Source organism: Halomicroarcula saliterrae (assembly GCF_031624395.1).
Classification (GTDB): domain Archaea; phylum Halobacteriota; class Halobacteria; order Halobacteriales; family Haloarculaceae; genus Haloarcula; species Haloarcula saliterrae.
This window is the reverse complement of sequence record NZ_JAMQON010000002.1, coordinates 488,105-505,409: the sequence shown is the minus strand read 5'-3', so window position 1 is coordinate 505,409 and position 17,305 is coordinate 488,105. Positions and strand designations below refer to the sequence as shown.

Annotated in this window: 21 protein-coding genes; 16 read left to right on the top strand and 5 right to left on the bottom strand. The window is 67.3% G+C overall.

What is annotated here, in order from left to right:
- Positions 1 to 312: 312 nt before the first annotated feature.
- A complete protein-coding gene (locus NDI56_RS10600) occupies positions 313 to 561 on the top strand; it encodes a DUF7123 family protein (protein ID WP_310919486.1) in 249 nt (82 codons plus the stop codon).
- A 79-nt stretch (positions 562 to 640) separates the two neighbouring features.
- Positions 641 to 1,810, top strand: coding sequence for a site-2 protease family protein (locus NDI56_RS10595; RefSeq protein WP_310919485.1), 1,170 nt, complete (start codon positions 641 to 643; stop codon positions 1,808 to 1,810).
- A gap of 46 nt (positions 1,811 to 1,856) precedes the next feature.
- Here NDI56_RS10595 and thiL read toward each other — a convergent pair whose 3' ends face one another.
- Positions 1,857 to 2,723 carry a thiamine-phosphate kinase gene (gene thiL, locus NDI56_RS10590; protein WP_310919484.1) on the bottom strand — a complete coding sequence of 289 codons (867 nt, stop codon included), beginning with the start codon at positions 2,721 to 2,723 and terminating at the stop codon, positions 1,857 to 1,859.
- A gap of 81 nt (positions 2,724 to 2,804) precedes the next feature.
- Here thiL and NDI56_RS10585 point away from each other — a divergent pair, with 81 nt between their 5' ends.
- From NDI56_RS10585 to NDI56_RS10570, 4 genes are all read left to right on the top strand, one after another.
- The gene (locus NDI56_RS10585) at positions 2,805 to 3,842 is read left to right on the top strand and encodes a lysylphosphatidylglycerol synthase transmembrane domain-containing protein (protein WP_310919483.1); all 1,038 of its coding nucleotides are present in this window, start codon (positions 2,805 to 2,807) and stop codon (positions 3,840 to 3,842) included.
- A 99-nt stretch (positions 3,843 to 3,941) separates the two neighbouring features.
- A complete protein-coding gene (locus NDI56_RS10580) occupies positions 3,942 to 4,403 on the top strand; it encodes a 30S ribosomal protein S19e (protein ID WP_310919482.1) in 462 nt (153 codons plus the stop codon).
- 46 nt (positions 4,404 to 4,449) lie between these two features.
- Positions 4,450 to 4,797, top strand: a complete 348-nt coding sequence (locus tag NDI56_RS10575) for a DNA-binding protein (RefSeq protein ID WP_310919481.1) — start codon at positions 4,450 to 4,452, stop codon at positions 4,795 to 4,797.
- Positions 4,798 to 5,409, top strand: a complete 612-nt coding sequence (locus tag NDI56_RS10570; RefSeq protein WP_310919480.1) for a DUF7411 family protein — start codon at positions 4,798 to 4,800, stop codon at positions 5,407 to 5,409. It abuts the gene before it with no gap.
- A 130-nt stretch (positions 5,410 to 5,539) separates the two neighbouring features.
- Here NDI56_RS10570 and NDI56_RS10565 read toward each other — a convergent pair whose 3' ends face one another.
- Positions 5,540 to 5,767, bottom strand: a complete 228-nt coding sequence (locus NDI56_RS10565; protein ID WP_310919479.1) for a hypothetical protein — start codon at positions 5,765 to 5,767, stop codon at positions 5,540 to 5,542.
- Between the two features lie 127 nt (positions 5,768 to 5,894).
- Here NDI56_RS10565 and hisS point away from each other — a divergent pair, with 127 nt between their 5' ends.
- Both hisS and NDI56_RS10555 read left to right on the top strand, forming a co-directional pair.
- Entirely contained in the window at positions 5,895 to 7,196 is a 1,302-nt protein-coding gene (gene hisS, locus NDI56_RS10560) for a histidine--tRNA ligase (RefSeq protein WP_310919478.1), read from the top strand.
- Between the two features lie 44 nt (positions 7,197 to 7,240).
- Positions 7,241 to 7,627, top strand: coding sequence for an SHOCT domain-containing protein (locus NDI56_RS10555; RefSeq protein WP_310919477.1), 387 nt, complete (start codon positions 7,241 to 7,243; stop codon positions 7,625 to 7,627).
- Here the strand turns inward: NDI56_RS10555 and NDI56_RS10550 are convergent, their stop codons facing one another.
- Entirely contained in the window at positions 7,628 to 8,137 is a 510-nt protein-coding gene (locus NDI56_RS10550) for a GNAT family N-acetyltransferase (RefSeq protein WP_310919476.1), read from the bottom strand.
- Positions 8,138 to 8,423: 286 nt separating this feature from the next.
- Here NDI56_RS10550 and truA point away from each other — a divergent pair, with 286 nt between their 5' ends.
- From truA to pan2, 5 genes are all read left to right on the top strand, one after another.
- Positions 8,424 to 9,227 carry a tRNA pseudouridine(38-40) synthase TruA gene (gene truA, locus NDI56_RS10545; protein ID WP_310919475.1) on the top strand — a complete coding sequence of 268 codons (804 nt, stop codon included), beginning with the start codon at positions 8,424 to 8,426 and terminating at the stop codon, positions 9,225 to 9,227.
- 183 nt (positions 9,228 to 9,410) lie between these two features.
- Positions 9,411 to 9,983, top strand: a complete 573-nt coding sequence (locus NDI56_RS10540; protein WP_310919474.1) for a hypothetical protein — start codon at positions 9,411 to 9,413, stop codon at positions 9,981 to 9,983.
- Between the two features lie 149 nt (positions 9,984 to 10,132).
- The gene (locus NDI56_RS10535; RefSeq protein WP_310919473.1) at positions 10,133 to 10,408 is read left to right on the top strand and encodes a hypothetical protein; all 276 of its coding nucleotides are present in this window, start codon (positions 10,133 to 10,135) and stop codon (positions 10,406 to 10,408) included.
- Between the two features lie 64 nt (positions 10,409 to 10,472).
- Positions 10,473 to 12,263, top strand: a complete 1,791-nt coding sequence (gene pepF / locus NDI56_RS10530; RefSeq protein ID WP_310919472.1) for an oligoendopeptidase F — start codon at positions 10,473 to 10,475, stop codon at positions 12,261 to 12,263.
- A gap of 103 nt (positions 12,264 to 12,366) precedes the next feature.
- Positions 12,367 to 13,587 (top strand): proteasome-activating nucleotidase Pan2, encoded by a 1,221-nt coding sequence (gene pan2 / locus NDI56_RS10525; RefSeq protein ID WP_310919471.1) that lies wholly within the window; start codon positions 12,367 to 12,369, stop codon positions 13,585 to 13,587.
- A gap of 253 nt (positions 13,588 to 13,840) precedes the next feature.
- Here pan2 and NDI56_RS10520 read toward each other — a convergent pair whose 3' ends face one another.
- The gene (locus NDI56_RS10520; protein WP_310919470.1) at positions 13,841 to 15,250 is read right to left on the bottom strand and encodes an MBL fold metallo-hydrolase; all 1,410 of its coding nucleotides are present in this window, start codon (positions 15,248 to 15,250) and stop codon (positions 13,841 to 13,843) included.
- A gap of 177 nt (positions 15,251 to 15,427) precedes the next feature.
- Here NDI56_RS10520 and NDI56_RS10515 point away from each other — a divergent pair, with 177 nt between their 5' ends.
- From NDI56_RS10515 to NDI56_RS10505, 3 genes are all read left to right on the top strand, one after another.
- Positions 15,428 to 15,898 carry a pyruvoyl-dependent arginine decarboxylase gene (locus tag NDI56_RS10515; protein ID WP_310919469.1) on the top strand — a complete coding sequence of 157 codons (471 nt, stop codon included), beginning with the start codon at positions 15,428 to 15,430 and terminating at the stop codon, positions 15,896 to 15,898.
- Positions 15,899 to 15,991: 93 nt separating this feature from the next.
- A complete protein-coding gene (locus NDI56_RS10510; protein ID WP_310919468.1) occupies positions 15,992 to 16,345 on the top strand; it encodes a DUF5811 family protein in 354 nt (117 codons plus the stop codon).
- Between the two features lie 107 nt (positions 16,346 to 16,452).
- Entirely contained in the window at positions 16,453 to 17,097 is a 645-nt protein-coding gene (locus NDI56_RS10505; RefSeq protein WP_310919467.1) for a DUF6517 family protein, read from the top strand.
- Between the two features lie 7 nt (positions 17,098 to 17,104).
- Here NDI56_RS10505 and NDI56_RS10500 read toward each other — a convergent pair whose 3' ends face one another.
- On the bottom strand, positions 17,105 to 17,293 hold the full coding sequence (locus NDI56_RS10500; protein WP_310919465.1) for a DUF8015 family protein: 189 nt from the start codon (positions 17,291 to 17,293) through the stop codon (positions 17,105 to 17,107).
- Between the last annotated feature and the right edge of the window lie 12 nt (positions 17,294 to 17,305).

Genomic DNA, 17,305 nt, shown 5'->3' with positions numbered 1-17,305 from the left:
GCATAAGCGTTGTCAAGCCGGACTGCGGTCGGCCCGGCGAGGTGGCTGACGAGCGTCAGACGAAGAACGGGCAACAAATTCCTGCAAACAGTCCGAAACCCGGCACGGACAGCCGTTTTATCCGCTCGAATCTGGCCGACAAATCCGACCCAAACGAAGTCCTCAGATGCGAGTATAAAATTTCTCGGGGCCTTAGAAACGGTAATGAAAAGTACGATTTACGGTGATTTGGCCTGAAAGCCCCCGAAGCGACGCGAACCTTCCTTTCTTTATATACTCTCCCCAGACCATTGTCGAGTCGAGGTGACATAGATGAGCGCTACTACGCAGCCCTCCGGTGAGGAAGAGCCCTCGAAAGAGCAGCGACTCAGGTCCTTCCTCGCCGAGAAGGCCGCTGACGGTGAGATGTATTTCAAGAGCAAGTTCATCGCAGACGAAGTCGGACTCTCCCCCAAGGAGATCGGTGCGCTGATGGTCAAGCTCAAGGACAGCGCGACGGAGATCCACGTCGAGAAGTGGTCGTACACGAGCGCGACCACGTGGCGTATCGAGCCCGCATAGCTCTCATCCCACCCTGGTCCCCCTATCGCTGCGGTCCGGAGCAGCGAATATTAGTGTCCTCGTCGTGTATCGGTAGCCGATGAGTGGTCACGGCGACGAGCCGCCGTCCCCCGACGAACTCGCGGGCGTGTTCCACGTCGCGGCCGTCGACCGGACCGACGGAACCGTTCGATACTTCGGTGAGCCGCTGGTCCGTCCCAGTGCGGTCGTAGAGCATCTCAGCCCGCAGTTCTCCCGGTCGGGCTACTCGCTCACGCTCGAACGCCAGCCGGGTTTCCCGGCCGACGGTGGGGTCGTGGTCCCCCGGCGCCAGCAGTACGCGCTGGTGGCCGAGCCTCGCGACGGCGGCGGACTCCCGTGGCTCAACGTCGCTCTGCTGGTCGTGACCATCGCTTCGACGCTGTTCGTGGGCGCGAGCAGCTGGTACTACATCCCCGTCACCGAGCAGCCCCTGCGGCTGTTAGAGGCGTGGCCCTTCGCCGTCGCGATGCTCGGTGTGCTGGGCATCCACGAACTGGGACACTACGCCGCCGCGCGGTACCACGGCGTCGACGTGACCCTGCCATACTTCATTCCGTTTCCCTCGCTGCTGGGGACGATGGGCGCCGTCATCAACATCCGCGGGCGAATTCCCTCGCGTCGCGCGCTGTTCGATATCGGCGTCGCCGGGCCGCTCGCGGGGCTCGTCGCGACCGTCGTCGTCACCCTCGTCGGGTTCACGCTGGACCCGATACAGGTCCCCCAGCGCGTCCGTGAAGGCGGTGCCCAGTACGCCATCAGCTTCCACGACCCGCTGCTCATGCAGGGGCTCGAAGCGCTCGTCACCGCGCTGGGGGTCGGCGCACAGGTCGGGCCCGGCGAAGCGGTCCATCCCGTCGTCTTCGCCGGCTGGGCGGGGATGTTCTTCACCTTCCTGAACCTGCTGCCGGTCGGACAGCTCGACGGCGGCCACATCGTCCGCTCTATCGTCGGCCAGCGCCAGGAGACCATCGCCGCGGCCGTCCCCGGCGGACTCTTCGCGCTGGCCGGCTTTCTCTATCTCACGCAGGACGCCCCGCCGATCGGCTTCGGCGTCTGGACGCTGTGGGTGTTCTGGGGGCTGCTCGCGACCGGGCTCGCATACGTCGGCCCGGCTCGCCCGACCGTCGACGAGTCCCTGGACAGCCGACGGACGCTGCTTGGCGTCTCCACGTTCGTCCTCGGGCTCGCCTGCTTTACGCCCGTCCCGTTCGAGATCGTCGCCGCCTGAGGTGTGTCAGCGCGGTCGCGCAGGCGCTCGCTCCGGAGTGTCGAACTCAGTGCGAGTAGCCGCGGTCGGGCAGTGGCTCCCCGGAGAGCGTGACGCCCGACTCGGTGACGGTCCCGACCCGGTGGAGCGGGCAGGGCGTCGCCGCCCGCGCCGCCGCTAGGTCGGCCTCGGGCACCGTACAGACGAGCTCGAAGTCCTCGCCGAAGAACACGCCCAGTTCGCGCCGGTCGGCGGCGTCCGCTGCCACGGCGTCGACCCGCTCGTCGATCGGCAGCGGCCCCGTCAGGCTCGCGCCGCAGTCGCTCGCGCCACAGAGCTGATGGACCGACCGGGCCAGCCCGTCACTGGAGTCGAGCATCGCCGTCGCGTGGTCCGCCAGGGCCCGCCCCGCGGCGACGCGGGGCTCGAACTGGAACAGCTCGTTGGCCGCCCCGACCTCGCCGCGCTCGAACAGCCGTATCGCGGCCGCCGTCCGGCCGAGCGTCCCGGTGACACAGACGGCGTCCCCGGGCTCGGCACCCGAACGCCGGACGGGATCCTCGGTCTCGCCCAGCGCCGTGGTGGCGACGGTGAACTCCTCGTGGCCGTCGAGGTCGCCGCCGACGTACTCCGCGCCGACCGCCTCACACACCGCCGTCGCGCCGTCGACGAACGCCGACAGCTCGTCCGCGTCGAAGGTCGGGGCCGCGTACACTGCGACCGTTGCCGTCGCGTCGGCCCCCATCGCAGCCACGTCCGACAGCGACGCCCCGACGGCCCGCCAGCCAGCGGTGTAGCGGGTCGTCCCGTCGGGGAAGTCCGTTCGCTCGTGGAGCATGTCGGTCGTGATGACCTGCCCGCCGACGACGGCGCAGTCGTCCCCGGCGGCCGGTAGCCGGTCGCCGATGAGCCCGAGCGCGGCCTGTTCGTCCATACCTGTCCCTCGGTCCCCCGGCTAAAAACCACCGTGGATACGTGCGGTACGTTCAAACCCCGGACGGCCCACCGATACCGTATGGACGGCAACCGCGCGGCGACAGTGGCCGGGTTCGCCGGCGCGCTCGCCGTACTCGCGGTGCTCGTCTGGGTCGTCGGCGTCGACCGGACCGTCTCGGCGCTGTTGACCGCGGACCCGGCGGTGCTCGTCCTCGTCGTCGCCGTCGCCGCCGCTTGGCTCACGACGTGGGGGCTGGCCCTGTGGTCCGTGCTCCGGGCGCTGGGGAGCCCAGTACACTCGCACTTGGCCGTGCTCGTGTACGCGGGCGCCGTCTTCTCGAACAACGTCACTCCCTTCGGACAGGCCGGCGGTGAGCCCCTCAGCGCCCTGCTCATCTCCTCGGCGGCGGACAGCGAGTACGAGACCGGGCTGGCGGCTATCGCCAGCGTCGATACGGCCCACTTCGTCCCCTCGGTCGGCTTCGCCATCGCCGGGTTCACCTTCGTCACCGCCGGGGCCGTCCAGCTGGGCCGGAACCTCGCCTTCGCCGCCGCCGCCGTCGCGGCGCTGGCGGTCGGGCTGCCGGTCGCGGCCTTCGTCGGCTGGCGCTATCGCTACGAGCTGGAGGCCACCGTCGTCCGTCTGCTCACGCCGGTCATCCGGTGGCTGGGTCACACCGTTCCGAAGTGGTCACCGCCGACGGCGGCGAGCATCCAGGCCCGCATCGAGAGCTTCTTCGCCGCGATCGACCGCATCGCGACTGACCGCCGGACGCTGTTGCAGACGCTGGGGTTCTCAGCGCTGGGCTGGGCCTGTCTGGCCGGCTCGCTGTGGCTCTCGCTCTACGCGGTGGGCTACACCGTGCCCGTGGCGACGACGTTTCTGGTGGTCCCGGTCGGGAGCATCGCCAGCCTCGCTCCGCTGCCGGGCGGCTCGGGCGCCATCGAGACGGTGCTGGTGACGCTGCTGGTCTCGACCACCGCGGTCCCCGGTGCCGTCGCGGCCTCGGCGGTGCTCATCCACCGCGGGGCGACGTATCTCCTCCCGACGCTTCTGGGGGCCGGTGTCGCGAGCGCGCTCGGTGCCGACCACGCGACGGCAAGCGCCAGAGAGTAGTCGAACGGAGCGACTCCCGAGCGACGTGGCGTGTCGACGGTTCACGTCCCGGACCGGACAACGATGCGCTTAAATGACGCCAACGGGAAGCAAGGGCCAATGACGACACTCTACGACGTGCCCGCAGAGGACCTCATCGAGGCCCTCACCGAGACGTTCAAGGACGAAGCCGACATCGAGGCCCCCGAGTGGGCCGCCGTCGCCAAGACCGGCGTCGACCGCGAGCTCCCGCCCGAACAGCCTGACTTCTGGGAGCGACGCGCCGCCAGCCTGCTCCGGAAGGTCGCCGTCGACGGCCCGATGGGCGTCAACGCGCTCCGCTCCGAGTACGGCACCTCGAAACAGGGCACGACCCGCTACCGCGTCCGGCCACACCAGAAGGCCGAGGGCTCGGGCTCCATCATCCGCACCGCGCTCCAGCAGCTCGAAGACGCCGGCTACATCGAGACCAGCGAGGCCGACGGCCGCCGCGTCACCGGCGAGGGCCGCAGCCTCCTCGACGACACCGCCGGGGAAGTGCTCGAATCGCTCGACCGCCCCGAGCTCGAACGCTACGCGTAGAGCCCGCTCCGAAATCGTTTTCCGGCCCACTGCGGTAGATGACTGTATGAGTGGCGACCCCAGCGACGAGGAACTCGAAGAGCTCCGCAAGCAGAAGATGGAACAGCTCAAAGAGCAACAGGGCGAGGGCGACGCCGAGGCCCAGCAGGCCGCCCAGCAGCAGGCCGACGCCCAGCGCAAGGCCATCCTCCGTCAGCACCTGACCGACGGCGCGCGCAAGCGGCTCAACACCGTCAAGATGTCCAAACCCGACGTGGGCGAACAGGTCGAACAGCAGATCGTCGCGCTGGCCCGCAGCGGCCGCGTCGGTGATACCATCGACGAGGAGCAGATGAAACAGCTCCTCTCGGAGCTGACGCCGGACTCGAAGAGCTTCGATATCAAGCGTCGGTAGATGCGCTCGGCCCTGCTGTTCAGCGCTGGGAAGGACTCCTCACTGGCGGCGCTCCTGCTCGACCCGTTCTACGACGTGACGCTCGTCAGTGGCACGTTCGGCGTCGTCGACCCCGAACCCGCTCGCGAAGCCGCGGCGGCGCTCGGCTTCGCCCACGAGACGGTCGAACTCGACCCGGCTGTCGCCAGCGAGGCCGTCGAGCGGATGTACGCCGACGGCTACCCGCGCAACGGCGTTCAGTTGGTCCACGAACACGCCGTCGAGCGCGTCGCGGCGGGCGAGTGGACCGAGCGAGTGGACGCCGTCGCCGACGGCACCCGCCGGGACGACCGCGTCCCGACCGTCGAGCGGCCGCTGGCCCAGAGCGTCGAGGACCGCTTCGACGTGGACTATCTCGCCCCGCTGGCCGGTATCGGCCGCGGGGCCGTCGACGACATGGTCGCCGACAGGCTGGTGGTCGAGACGGGGCCGAGCGAGACCGTCGCGAAGGCCGACTACGAGGTCGAACTCCGGGCGATGCTGGTCGAGGAGTACGGTGACGGCACTGTCGACGAGGTGTTCCCCGACCACACGCAGTCTCGCGTTCGCGGGCTGTCCGACGGGAGCCGCTGACACTCGACGCCCACCCGACCGCACGATAGCGGCGCAGCCGCTGTCTCCGCCGACTCGGCTGTTGCTATCGGTGCGCCGGTAGAGCGCTGTGTATAGTTGTCAGTCGGTGCGGTGTTATGTGACGCCGGTGTCAGTCAGTGCGGTCGACGACAGTCCGTCCGTCTTCCACCATCCTGTAGGACTGGGCGGCCAGAGCTAACCCCAGAAGGAACAGCGCCGTGACCGACCAGACCCCGTTTACCGCCGTGTACGCGCTCAGTCCGCCGGCGATGAGACAGAGCGACACCGACCCCAGCTTCTGTACTCTGCCGACCGTCCGGTCCACTGTCATAAACTCGCTGTCGTCGGATACGGTCACTGGTCGGAGTCCTGCGGTATGACTGGGTAACTCTTTCCATCGCAGTCGGTCGGAGCGTCCAGTCACGGACGACCGGGCGCGAAGCCGAACGAACAGCTTCAAGCGCGCCCTGGCTGTACGGCGTGATATGTACGACTCCGTCAAGGGATTTCGTGACTTCTACCCCGAGGAGATGGGTTCGCGGCGCTGGGCGATGGACACTATCGAGGAGACCGCCCGGCGCTACGGCTTCCGGGAGATCGCCACGCCGGCGCTGGAGCCGACAGAGATGTACACGGACAAGAGCGGCGAGGAGATCGTCGAGGAACTCTACAGCTTCGAGGACAAGGGCGGTCGCGACGTGGCGCTGACGCCGGAGCTGACGCCCACCGTCGCCCGGATGTTCGTCGCCAAGCAACAGGCGCTCTCGAAGCCGATAAAGTGGGTCTCGACGCGGCCGTTCTGGCGCTACGAACAGGTCCAGCAGGGCCGATTCCGGGAGTTCTACCAGACCAACGTCGACATCTTCGGGTCGTCGGAACCGGACGCCGACGCCGAGGTGCTGGCCGTCGCGGTCGAGATGCTCACCGACCTCGGGCTGGCCGACGACGACTTCGAGATCCGGGTCTCCCACCGGGACATCCTCTCGGGGCTGCTGGAATCGTTCGAGGGGAGCGTGGACACGCGCGAGGCCATCCGCGCCGTCGACAAGCGCGCGAAGGTCGACCGCGACGAGTACCTCGACGCGCTGTACGAGGCGGGCCTCTCCTACGAGGACGCCGAGGCGTTCGACGACCTGCTGGAGACGGGCGAGGACGACCTCGACGCGCTGGCGGACCGTTCCGAGACGGTCGCCGAGGCCACCGATAACCTCCGGGCGGTGCTGGCCGCGGCCGAGGACTTCGGCGTCCGGGACCAGCTCACCCTCTCGCTGTCGACCGCCCGCGGACTGGACTACTACACCGGCGTCGTCTTCGAGTGTTTCGACGCCACTGGCGAGGTCTCCCGCTCGGTGTTCGGCGGCGGGCGCTACGACGACCTCATCGAGGGCTTTGGCGGCCAGCCCACGCCGGCGGTCGGGTTCGCGCCGGGCCACGCCACGCTGCAGTTGCTCTGTGAGCGGGCCGGGGTCTGGCCCGCCGAGGAGCTCGCGACCGACTACTACGTCCTGCAGGTGGGCGACACCCGGCCGACGGCAGCCCGCATCGCCCGCGACCTGCGCGAGAGGGGTCACGTCGTCGAGACGGACATCGCGGACCGCTCTTTCGGCGCGCAGATGAGCTACGCCGACGGCGTCAACGCAGAGACGGTCGTCATCGTCGGCGAGCGCGACCTGGAGAACGACGAGGTGACGATAAAGGAGATGGACGACGGCGAGCAGATTTCGGTTCCCGTCTCGGAGTTCCCCGGCGACCGCGACCGGCCCACTTTCGCGGACTTCGCGGAGTGAGGGGCTGACCGTATTTTTTTGTTCCTGTCGGCGGATGTTGTCATATGAACGCCACGTTCACGAGGCAACAGCTCCTCGGCGTCGTCGCCGTCCTCTCGGTCGGTCTGTCGGCGTTCGCATACGTTCTCGGCCTCGCCGCGCTGGGTCAGGCGGTGTTCACGCTCGGCGTCCTCGTCGTCCTGCCGCTGGTTGTGGTCCTCGGCGATGCCCTTCCGGTCGTCGAGTCGGCCGGCGACGCCCAAGAGTTCGAGCCCACGACCAGCGACCCCGCGACCGGCGAGACAGCACAATCCGGCGTCGAACAGCTCCGCGAGCGCTACGCGAAGGGAGAGATATCGGACGAGGAGTTCGAGCGCCGGCTGGAACGGCTCCTCGAAAGCGAGCAACGTGTCGAAGAGCGCGCCGCGGATCGGCTCGTAGACCGTGAGTAGCTAGAGGTCCCGCTCCATCTCGATCTCGACGTGTTCGCGCAGACGCGTCTCGAAGCCCACCGAGCGATACACTCGCATCGCGACGTGGTTGCGCTGTGAGACGGCCAGCCAGACGTGCTCGACGCCTTCCTCCTGGCCGTAGCCCAGCAGCACCTCGATGAGCCGCGTGCCGATGCCGGCCGACTGGTAGTCGGGGTGGACGAAGATGGCCAACTCCGCGCTGCCGTCCCCGACGGGCATCAACACGGCGTGACCCACCGACGCGCCGTCGTGGGTGACCACCACGTTCAGGCCGTCGGCGAGCAGCCCCTCCACCCACTCGCGGATGGCGGGCTCCTTGCGCGGCGGGACGCCCTGTGAGCGGGAGTCGGCGTCGAAGTCGGTGTACATCGACACCAGCGGTTCGGCCTCCCCGTCGTACGCGTCCATCGTCACCGTCCGGTCTTCGCGGTCGGTGAACTCCTGTGGCGGGCGCGGAAACTGGCGTCCGTCTTCGCCGGATGATGCCATTCTGTTGCCAGCTACGGGCCCGAGTCCCCTAAATCCGAAGGGTCCGCTCGGCGACCCGGCCGCCGCTCCGTCGGCGGCCAAGCGGAGCCGAGCGGGACTCGAAAGAAACGTCGGCGGCCAAGCGGAGCCGAGCGGGACTCGAAAGAAACGTCGGCGGCCAAACGGAGCCGAGCGGGACCCGAAAGAAACGTCGGCGGCCGAGCGGAGCCGAGGAGGACCCCGAAAGAAACGTCGGCGGCCAAACGGAGCCGGCGCCCACAAGTGCAAGCCCACCGAACCCCGAGCCATGCGCGCCTACCGGGTCGCCTACGACGGCCGGCCGTACAGCGGTTTCCAGCGCCAGCCCGACGTGTCGACGGTCGAGGGGGCGCTGCTCGCCGGGCTGGCCCGACTGGGCGTCTGTGCGCGCGACGGAGTCCCGGAGGGGTACGCCGCGGCCGGCCGCACCGACGCCGGCGTCTCCGCCCTCGCCCAGACCGTCGCCTTCGAGGCCCCCGACTGGCTCACGCCCGCGGCGTTCAACAGCGAGCTCCCCGCCGACGTGCGCGTCTGGGCCAGCGCGGCGGTCGACGACGATTTCCACGCGACCCACGACGCCCGCGAGCGTCGGTACACCTACTTCCTGTACGCGCCGGATGCCGACGACGACCTGGCCGCCGAGGCGCTCGGCGCGCTCTGTGGCCGCCACGACTACCACAACCTCACACCGGACGACGACGACGGGACGGTGCGGGAGCTGGCCGGCGAACTCGACCGGGAGGGAGACGCGCTGGTCGTTCAGCTCCGGGCCGGCGGCTTCTGTCGCCAGCTGGTCCGGCGCGTCGTCGGCCTGCTCGACGAGATTCTCCGGGGCGTGTCGCCGCGCTCGAAGGTCGACCGCGTCTTCTCCGCCGACCCGTTGCCCGGCCCAGAGGGAGTCGCTCCCGCGCCCGCCTATCCGCTGGTGCTGACGGGTGTCGACTACCCGGGCGTCGCGTTCCGGACTGACGACGAGGCCGTCGAGAGCGCCCGCTCGGTGTTCGAGGACCTGCGGGTCGAACGCCGGACGGCTGCGCGGGTCGCTGAGTGTGTGGCCTCCGAACTGGAGTAGTCCGCTTTCGATGGCTCTCCTCCGGTTTCAGGCGGCCACGCGATACACTCAGCGCCGCTCTCGCAGGCTGTGTCACCCTCAAGGCTCAGCTTCGGATACCGCTTCAACCGCTCTGATATCCGGTTCGCGGCCGTGAAATCCGGCTGCCTATTTATAATCACTCCCCCGTTCTACCGACGTACCGTGTCCGAGCTACCGGGTTGGATCGACAATCGGCTCGACCGCAATCTCGACAACTCGCTCACACAGCAGCACGTCGTCGAGACGATGGTCTCATCCGAGCGCCCCTTCTTCTCGGCCAGGCAGCTTCAGGCTCGTATCAAACCCGACGTGAGCAAACGAACCGTTCAGAACCGACTGAACGAACTACAGGAGGTCGACATCGTCGCCGCCGAGACGTATCCCGATTCGGTCACCCTGTATTACATCAACTACCAGGAGTCGGACTGGCCGTTGTCCCCGGAAGGGAAGCGCGCCCTCGCCGCCGAAGCCCCGCACAATCGGCTCTCCATCGGCTTTCTCACAGTTTCGGACACGGCAGAGTTCCGGGGGTTCGTGCTTACCGTGTTGTTCCTGACGTTTCTACTCAGTAGTATCGTGAGCATCGTCATACTCCAGCTCCTGCAGGACGGCGGTCGTCTCGTGGAACCGGCCGGCACCGTGCTGGCGGTCGGCGGAATGGTGGTCGGCGTCACGGCGTTCCAGCTCCTCCTCGCCACGCTTCTCCTGTTCGTCGGCGAGCGCGTTGTCCAGTAGCTCTACTGCCGGCAGTCTGCAATCGGACGAGTTCATGGCGTCGCCGGACAGTCGATATCTATAGACCGCCTGTGCGGCCGCGAATTACCGGTTCGCGGCCGCGAAATCGGCTTCGGTTTTTATACTCCCCCCTTCTCAAGCGGTAAGTCGTGATAGTCCCACTTCAGGCAGGCAGTCCGGTCAACGTAGAACTGTTCATCATCCTCGGGATGATGGGACTACTGTTCCTCGCTAATCTGGGCGTCTCCGTCTGGATATACCGTGACGCGAAGCGTCGGAACGTCAGTCACGCGTTCGCGTGGGGCGCAGGGTCGTTCCTCAGCGGGTTCCTGGGGGGAATCGGCGCCGTCGTCCTCTGGGTCCTCTACTTCGTCGTGCGGGACGAGCAGGGCTCCGGTGGTCCGTCCGTGAGAGGTGAATCGTAAGCGGTTCTTGGTGGTACTGTCGCCCGGAAAGGCTTACTTCGGCGCCTTCCCTACCCCGACGCACATGAGTTCGGTACCCGCACGCGACGACATCGACGAGGAGTACAAGTGGGCGCTCGAATCCCTCTACGCCGACGACGAGGAGTGGGAGGAAGCCTACGAGGAAGCCGAGGAACTGGTCGAGGACCTGGCGGCCTACGAGGGCCGGGCGACCGACGACGCGGCCACCCTGCTTGCCACGCTCGAAACCTACGAGCAGCTGATGCGGAAAGTGTCGAACGTCGCCTCCTACGCCCGCATGCGGCGGGACGAGGACACGACCGACGACACGTATCAGGCGCTGACAGCGCGGTCGCAGTCGCTCTCCTCCGACGCGAGTTCGGCCGCTTCGTTCCTCGACCCCGAACTGCAGGCGCTCGACGAGGGCGACATCGACGACTTGGTCGACGCGGAGCCCGCCCTCGAACCGTACGAGCACTACTTCGACGACGTGCTCCGGATGAAACCCCACACCCGCTCGACGGAGGTCGAGAACCTGCTGGCGGAGCTCGGTGAGGTCACCGGGGCCTCGGGTGAGGTGTACAACATGCTGGCCAACGCGGACATGGAGTTCCCGACGGTCGAGGGACCCGACGGCGGCGACCAGTCGATCACGCTGAACAACTTCACGACGCTGCAGAAACACCCCGACCGCGAGTTCCGAAAGCGGGTGTACGAGGCGTTCTACGACGAGTGGCACGGCGTCCGGAACGCGGTCGGTACCGCCCACAAGAACGCCGTCAAGACCGACGTGAAGCTGGCCCGGGCCCGCAACTACGACACCGCCCGCGAGGCCGCGCTGAACGGGCCCAACGTGCCAAGCGAGGTGTACGACACACTCGTCGACACCGTCCACGACAACCTCGACAAACTCCACCGCCACGCCGAGTTGAAGCGTGACTCCGTCGACGGCGACGAGCTGCGGATGTGGGACCTCTACGTCCCGCTGGTCCAGGAGGAGTCGCCAGAGGTCAGCTACGAGCAGGCCTGTGAGTACGTCACCGAGGCCGTCGCGCCGCTGGGCGAGGACTACCAGTCCCGGCTGGCCGAGGGGCTCGACTCGCGGTGGGTCGACGTCTACGAGACCAAGCACAAGCAGTCCGGCGCCTATTCGGGCGGGACCTACGACTCCCAGCCGTTCATCCTGATGAACTACCAGGACGACGTGGAGTCGATGTACACGCTGGCACACGAACTGGGCCACTCGATGCACTCGGAGTACACCAGCGAGTCCCAGCCCTACGTCTACTCGGGGTACGAGATTTTCGTCGCCGAAGTCGCGAGCACCGTCAACGAGACGCTGCTCACGCACCATCTGCTCGACACCGTCGAGGACGAGCGACTGCGCCGACACGTCCTCAACGAGTATCTCGAACGGTTCCGCTCGACGCTGTATCGCCAGACCATGTTCGCCGAGTTCGAACACCGGACCCACGAGATGGCCGAGGCCGGCGAGCCCCTGACTCCGGACCGGCTGGACGACCTCTACGCCGAGCTCAAGGGCGACTACTACGCGCCGGCCGAGCTCGACGACCGCATCGCCCGCGAGTGGATGCGCATCCCCCACTTCTATCGTGCGTTCTACGTCTACCAGTACGCGACGGGCATCTCCGCGGCCGTCGCACTCGTCGACGGCATCCTCGAAGAGGGCGACCCCGCCGCACAGCGCTACATCGACTTCCTGTCCAGTGGCTCCCGGGAGTACCCGCTGGAGCTGCTCCGGGGCGCTGGCGTCGACATGGCGACGCCGGCCCCCGTCGAGTCGGCGCTCGACACCTACGGCGAGTATCTCGACGAGTTCGCCAGCCTCCAGTAAGGCCGGCCGGTAGCGGTCCCGAACCGGACTGCCGGCCGACACGAACCGGGGTGTGTGACCCAAAGGCACTTTGTGTCTCAACCGTGTAGTACCGGGCAGTCAAATGTCGCGCAGTCCCTCGCTTCCGGAACGGCCCCGCCTGGACCTCGACCCAGAGATGACGCCAGAAGAGCGTCTCGATGCGCTCCGGGACCACTTCGAAGAGATAGTCCGCGTCAACGAACAGCTCACAGAGCAACTCGACAGCGCCCGAACGCGCCAGTCCGACCTCTCGGACGACGTCGACCAGCTCGAACGAGAGAACGAGACCCTGAAGACCTCCTCGCTCTACATCGCGACGGCCGAGGAGCTCACCGACGACGGCGTCGTCGTCAAACAGCACGGCAACAACCAGGAGGTGCTGACCGAGGTCTCGCCCTCCATCCGGGACACGCTCGAAGCCGGGGACCGCGTCGCCATCAACGACTCCTTCAGCGTCAAGCAGATCCTCGAGGCCGAGACGGACTCCCGGGCCCAGGCGATGCAGGTCGAGCGCTCCCCCGACGTGAGCTACGACGACATCGGCGGGCTGGAAGAAGAGATGGTCGAAGTGCGGGAAGCCGTCGAGGAGCCGCTGTTGAACGCCCAGCAGTTCCGCGACGTGGGTATCGAGCCCCCGAGCGGCGTCCTGCTGCACGGTCCGCCCGGCACCGGCAAGACGATGCTCGCGAAAGCCGTCGCCAACGAGACCGACGCCACCTTCATCAAGATGGCCGGCTCCGAGCTCGTCCGGAAGTTCATCGGCGAGGGCGCTCGGCTGGTTCGTGACCTCTTCGAGCTCGCCAGCGAGCGCCAGCCCGCCATCATCTTCATCGACGAGATAGACGCCATCGCCGCCAAGCGCACCGAATCGAAGACCAGCGGCGACGCCGAGGTCCAGCGGACGATGATGCAGCTGCTCTCGGAGATGGACGGGTTCGACGACCGCGGCGAGATCCGCATCATCGCGGCGACGAACCGCTTCGACATGCTCGACCGCGCCATCCTGCGCCCGGGCCGGTTCGACCGCCTCATCGAGGTGCCAAACCCCGACGTCGAGGGCCGCGAGCGGATTCTGGAGATTCACACCGAGGACATGAACCTCGCCGACGACGTGGACCTGGCCGCGTTCGCCGCCGAGACCGAGGGGCTCTCGGGCGCCGAAATCGCTTCGCTCACGACGGAAGCCGGGATGTTCGCCATCCGCGACGACCGGACGACCGTCGAGCAGGGGGACTTCCACGACGCGCTCGATAAAATCAGTCAGGACGAGGAGTCGGGCAGTCAGCCGGTCGCCTTCGCCTGACGGGCACCCTCTTTTTGCACCTTACTCGCGCGCCTTCGGCGCGCTCGCTCGGGCAAAAACATGGGGAAAAATCGCGACGTGCTCCTGTCGCGCCGCGAGGCGGCGCGGTAGTCCGCGCGCCGCGGTAGTCCGCGCGCCGCGGTAGAACCGACGACTTCGTCGTCGGATGCTCACTCCGGACAGCCTGCCCTTCCCCGTCTTCGCTCGGCCGTGGCAGGGCCACGGCACTCGCTCACGGCCACCGCTACCGTGCTCAGTCGTCGGCGACACTGGCGTCGGTTTCGTGACTCGCCGTCGCCTGCACGTCGGCGCCGTCGGCGTGGAACTCCCCGAGACAGTTGTAGAGGCCGCGCTCGTAGATGTCGGGTTCCTTGCTGATGCCGATGTGTGAGCCGATCTTGGCGTCGGCCCAGTACGCCTGATGGGGCCCCTCGAAGAGGCGCATCAGGAGCCGCGGGTCCACGTCCATCTTCACCCAGCCGTCGTCGTAGTCGTCGAGGTCGAGGTCGGTGGTGTAGTCGAAACCCGACCCGTCCATCGACAGCTCCAGACAGACGCCGTCGACCAGCGGAATCACCACGGTCGTGTCCGTCTCGAAGCCGATGTTGGCTCGCTTGCCTTCCATGTTCTCGTAGGCCAGCGGGACGTACGACCGGAACTCGGTCAGCGTCGGCATCGGGTCGGACTCGTATTCGAACTCTCGGGGGGCGAGCTCTTCCTCGATGTAGCGCTGTTTCGCTTCCTGGTCGATGGGCTCGAAGGGGGCCGACCGCTCGCCGGTGACAGTGTCGATGTGCTCGCCCGAGTTGAGGAAGACACACTCGTGTTCCTCGCCCGTGTTCGCCTCGAAGAACTCCTTGGCCTCGATGCGTGGCGGGTTCGCGGTGTACTCGTTGAGCTCCGCGAGGTCGCCGGCCAGCACGTACTCGCCGGCGAAGGGCAGGTAGTAGGTGGGCTCGAAGAGGTCGATGAAGTTCAGAGCGAGTTCGTGTTTCTCCCGGATGACGCGGTCCCGTTCGGCGATCTTCTCCTCGTGGTCGTAGTTGGTGACGGCCTGTGGGTAGAACTGCGCGGCGCTGTACTGGTGACAGAGCAGGTCGATGTCGCCGTAGTCGGCCTTGATCTTCTCGCAGCTGGACTCGGCGATGGGGTAGGGGCAGTCGTTCGTGTTGACGACGGTCCCCTCGCCGTCGTCGATGACGGCCATCGAATCGACCTGCGTGGAGCCGGTCTGGTCGGCCTCCGTGTCGTACCACGAACAGCCGAAGAAGTTGCCACAGAGTTCGGGGTCACAGCCGTCGGCCGCCAGCACGTTGATGTGAGTGTCTTCACTGAGGTCGTAGGGCTCGTCGTGGGGCAGTTCGATCGCCTCGAACCCGAGGTCCTCGACGGCGTCCGCGAGGTAGTCCCAGCGGTAGTCGTGGATGAGGACGGGGATATCGTCGTCCATCCGCTCAAGCGTCCCGGGGTGGAAGTGGTCCGGGTGGACGTGCGAGACATAGATGTAGTCCACGTCGTTGAAATCCTCTGGCTCGAAATCGGGGTCGGGGTAGTGGGCCCAGGACCCGTAGTACGCGCCGTCGACGAGCCACGGGTCACAGAGGACTGAGGTGTCTTCGGACTCGATCAGCACCGCCGCCGATTCGAGATAGGTGACTTGCATCACCCGCTGGGAAGGGCTGCTTGTCTATTGTTATCGCCGCGTTGTCGAGGACGGCGACGGCGGCGGGCGCGATAAGCCCGGCTTGTCGCCGCGACCCCAGCCCCGGTAGGACGGGCTTCACCGCGTGGCTGTGGCCGAAGCGAAACTCCTTAGCGGCCGGGTCGTCCACGGACGGATATGAGCACCATCCGGGTCGTGTGGGGGACCGCAACCGGCCCGACCGCGCTGTCGTCGTACGACGCGGCGCTCGCGGCAGCGGGCGTCCACAACTACAATCTGGTGACGCTCTCGTCGGTCATCCCGGCCGGCCCGGCTATCGAACTCGCCGGGACGGCACCCGACCTGGGCCCGCCCGGTGAGGCCCTCGAAGTGGTTCAGTCGGCCGCGACCGCCGCGCCGGGCGAACGGGCCGCGGCCGGTATCGGCTGGGCGCGCAGCGAAGACGGCCCGGGCATCTTCTACGAGGTCGACGGCCGTGACCCCGACGCGGTCCGCGCGGAGATTCGCGAGGGGCTGGCCGCCGGTCGCGAGCTCCGGGACTGGGAGTTCGTCGAGGAGGACGTCCGCGTCGAGTCCGTCGCCCCGGCGGACACGCACGCGAGCTGTGTCGTCATCGCGACGTACGGCGAGAGCCATCCCGTCGCGTAAGCCCGGCTTTCGCCGGTGGACGGTTCGACGGCAACATTGTGGCCAAGCCACTGGGTTTTTATCCGTCAGCTACCTACGGCAGAGAGAACCTTCATGTACGGAAATTCGCCCTTCGGTGGCGAGACGGAGAAAGTGACGCTCACGCGGGAGCAGCGCCAGACGCTGCGCCGCGACCTCGCGAGCGTCGCGGCTCGAACGCGGGAGCTGTTGCCGGGGGAGTTCGTGGTGGGCTCGGAGGTCAGTGACAGCGAGACGGGACCGCGAGCGACTATCGCGGTCCAGCCGCCGGTCGGCTCTGTCGTCAGCGCCGACTACCGGCCCGAGGACCCGGACAGCGCGACTATCTCCGCCGAGGAGCGCGACGACCTCGCACAGGGCATCGCCGCGTCGGCGGCGCTACAGGTCAAACAGGTCATCGGCGACGACAGCTCGCCGACGGCGCAGTAACCGACCCCGCCGGGGGTCGAACTCACCCCGTTTTCCGAGCCGCCAGTGACCCGCTGGCTTTCGGTCGCGGACAGTATACTTATTGGCGGGCTCGAAGAGACCCTACCGTGAACCGACAGTACGCCGCGTTGCTGGCAGTCGCCTGTGCGATACCCCTCGCCGGCTGTGGCTTCATCACCGGGAGCGAACCACTCGCGTTCAGCGCCTCGCCGGCGACGGCGAGCGACGAGGCCGTCTCCGAGACGGGCTACGAGCAGCGAGCACAGCGCACCCAGAACGTCACGCGGAACTTCACCGTGGCCGACCAGACCAGACAGGTCGAGGTGACGAACCAGCTCGCGAAGTACGAGCGCGACATCTCGCTGGGGCCGCTGGGCTCACAGCGAGCCGGCGTCTTCGTCGCCGTCGCAAGCCCCGAGGTCGAGGTCGCCGGTCAGGCGTTCAACCCCATCGAGGACCTCTCGGAACGGGAGCTACTGGCACAGTCCAACTCGCAGTATTCCGCCATCAGCGTCGGCAGTCAGGTCGGCAGTGAGAACGTGACCACGCTGGGTCAGTCGACCGCAGTGAAGAAGTTCGAGGGGACGGCCACGCTCGCCGGTACACCGGTCGACGTGTACGTCCACGCGACGAAGTTCAGACACGAGGGCGACTTCGTCGTCGCCGTCGGTATCTATCCACAACAGACCGACGGGGAGGCGGCAAACGTTCTGACGCTGATCGGGAGTCTAGAACACTCCGGGTCCGAGTGAGCGGGCGCTACGTGTCCGTCGGCGGGTTGTAAAACAGCGCGTAGCCGATAGAGCCGGTCGCGGGAATCGAGCCCGCGCCGAAGGCGACGGCGACGCTGAGAGAGGTGACGACGGCGCCAAAGGCCGCCAGCGTCATCACCAGGGCGATACTCGCGAGCACGAAGTCAGCCGTGGAGAGTGAGGCCACTTCGGTCATCTTGTCTCCCAA